Raw genomic sequence first — 2,964 nt, 5'->3', positions numbered from 1 at the left:
TATCGGCTGTCGTTCTTTAACAATCTGGAAGAAGTAAGTAATTTGGATAGCGGAAGCGTCTTGAGATGGACGTGGAAACTATCCGGGTTGTGATTGTATCGATGTATCTCAAGATGATTCGAACTCTAAGTTCGACTCAATTGGAATACGGCACAACGCGAGAACTCAACCTGTAACGAGACAGACTCGTTATAGGGTCAAGCGAACAAGTGCATGTGGTGGATGCCTTGGCGATCACAGGCGATGAAGGACGCGGTAGCCTGCGAAAAGCTACGGGGAGCTGGCAAACGAGCTTTGATCCGTAGATGTCCGAATGGGGAAACCCACTCCTTTTGGAGTATCCATGGCTGAATACATAGGCCATGCGAAGCGAACGCGGTGAACTGAAACATCTAAGTAACCGCAGGAAAAGAAATCAACCGAGATTCCCAAAGTAGTGGCGAGCGAAATGGGATGAGCCTTGCACTCTTTATTTGTATTGTTAGCCGAACGCTCTGGAAAGTGCGGCCATAGCAGGTGATAGCCCTGTAGGCGAAAACAGTACGAAAGAACTAGGTGTGCGACAAGTAGGGCGGGACACGTGAAATCCTGTCTGAAGATGGGGGGACCATCCTCCAAGGCTAAATACTCGTGATCGACCGATAGTGAACCAGTACCGTGAGGGAAAGGCGAAAAGAACCCCGGGAGGGGAGTGAAATAGATCCTGAAACCGCATGCATACAAACAGTCGGAGCCTCGTAAGGGGTGACGGCGTACCTTTTGTATAATGGGTCAGCGACTTACGTTCAGTAGCAAGCTTAACCGTATAGGGCAGGCGTAGCGAAAGCGAGTCCGAATAGGGCGTTCAGTTGCTGGGCGTAGACCCGAAACCAGGTGATCTATCCATGGCCAGGATGAAGGTGCGGTAACACGTACTGGAGGTCCGAACCCACTAACGTTGAAAAGTTAGGGGATGAGCTGTGGATAGGGGTGAAAGGCTAAACAAACCTGGAAATAGCTGGTTCTCTCCGAAAACTATTTAGGTAGTGCCTCGTGTCTCACCTTCGGGGGTAGAGCACTGTCATGGTTGGGGGGTCTATTGCAGATTACCCCGCCATAGCAAACTCCGAATACCGAAGAGTGCAATCACGGGAGACAGACATCGGGTGCTAACGTCCGGTGTCAAGAGGGAAACAACCCAGACCGCCAGCTAAGGTCCCCAAATATAGCTAAGTGGGAAACGAAGTGGGAAGGCTAAAACAGTCAGGAGGTTGGCTTAGAAGCAGCCACCCTTTAAAGAAAGCGTAATAGCTCACTGATCGAGTCGTCCTGCGCGGAAGATGTAACGGGGCTAAGCTATATACCGAAGCTGCGGATGCGTGCTTGCACGCATGGTAGGAGAGCGTTCCGTAAGCCTGCGAAGGTGCCTTGTAAAGGGTGCTGGAGGTATCGGAAGTGCGAATGCTGACATGAGTAGCGATAAAGGGGGTGAAAGGCCCCCTCGCCGTAAGCCCAAGGTTTCCTACGCAACGTTCATCGGCGTAGGGTGAGTCGGCCCCTAAGGCGAGGCAGAAATGCGTAGCTGATGGGAAGCAGGTCAATATTCCTGCACCATTGTTAGATGCGATGGGGGGACGGATCGCGGAAGGTTGTCCGGGTGTTGGAAGTCCCGGTCGCTGCATTGGAGAAGGCGCTTAGGCAAATCCGGGCGCAGGATTCAAGGGTGTGGCGCGAGCTCCTTCGGGAGCGAAGCAATTGGAAGTGGTTCCAAGAAAAGCCTCTAAGCTTCAGTCTAACGATGACCGTACCGCAAACCGACACAGGTGGGCGAGATGAGTATTCTAAGGCGCTTGAGAGAACTCGGGAGAAGGAACTCGGCAAATTGGTACCGTAACTTCGGGATAAGGTACGCCCTTGTAGCTTGACCAGCCTGCGCTGGAAGGGTGAAGGGGTTGCAATAAACTGGTGGCTGCGACTGTTTAATAAAAACACAGCACTCTGCAAACACGAAAGTGGACGTATAGGGTGTGACGCCTGCCCGGTGCCGGAAGATTAAATGATGGGGTGCAAGCTCTTGATTGAAGTCCCGGTAAACGGCGGCCGTAACTATAACGGTCCTAAGGTAGCGAAATTCCTTGTCGGGTAAGTTCCGACCTGCACGAATGGCGTAACGATGGCCACACTGTCTCCTCCCGAGACTCAGCGAAGTTGAAGTGTTTGTGATGATGCAATCTACCCGCGGCTAGACGGAAAGACCCCATGAACCTTTACTGTAGCTTTGCATTGGACTTTGAACCGATCTGTGTAGGATAGGTGGGAGGCTATGAAACCGGAACGCTAGTTTCGGTGGAGCCGTCCTTGAAATACCACCCTGGTTTGTTTGAGGTTCTAACCTTGGCCCGTGATCCGGGTCGGGGACAGTGCATGGTAGGCAGTTTGACTGGGGCGGTCTCCTCCCAAAGCGTAACGGAGGAGTACGAAGGTACGCTAGGTACGGTCGGAAATCGTGCTGATAGTGCAATGGCATAAGCGTGCTTAACTGCGAGACCGACAAGTCGAGCAGGTGCGAAAGCAGGTCATAGTGATCCGGTGGTTCTGTATGGAAGGGCCATCGCTCAACGGATAAAAGGTACTCTGGGGATAACAGGCTGATACCGCCCAAGAGTTCATATCGACGGCGGTGTTTGGCACCTCGATGTCGGCTCATCTCATCCTGGGGCTGTAGCCGGTCCCAAGGGTATGGCTGTTCGCCATTTAAAGAGGTACGTGAGCTGGGTTTAAAACGTCGTGAGACAGTTTGGTCCCTATCTGCCGTGGGCGTTGGATATTTGAAGGGGGCTGCTCCTAGTACGAGAGGACCGGAGTGGACGAACCTCTGGTGTACCGGTTGTCACGCCAGTGGCATCGCCGGGTAGCTATGTTCGGAAGAGATAACCGCTGAAAGCATCTAAGCGGGAAACTCGCCTTAAGATGAGATATCCCTGG

The 2,964-nt window shown here is 52.6% G+C and carries 1 rRNA gene; it reads left to right on the top strand.

Annotated elements, in window-relative coordinates:
* Positions 1–195 precede the first annotated feature (195 nt).
* Positions 196–2,964: ribosomal RNA gene (locus H0X90_RS35225) — 23S ribosomal RNA — on the top strand; the annotation flags it as partial.

Origin of the sequence: Burkholderia sp. 9775_39, assembly GCF_015712225.1 — a bacterium.
In the GTDB taxonomy this organism is placed as follows: domain Bacteria; phylum Pseudomonadota; class Gammaproteobacteria; order Burkholderiales; family Burkholderiaceae; genus Burkholderia; species Burkholderia cenocepacia.
Note: the sequence above shows the minus strand (reverse complement) of the source record. Positions and strands in the feature narration are given on the sequence as shown.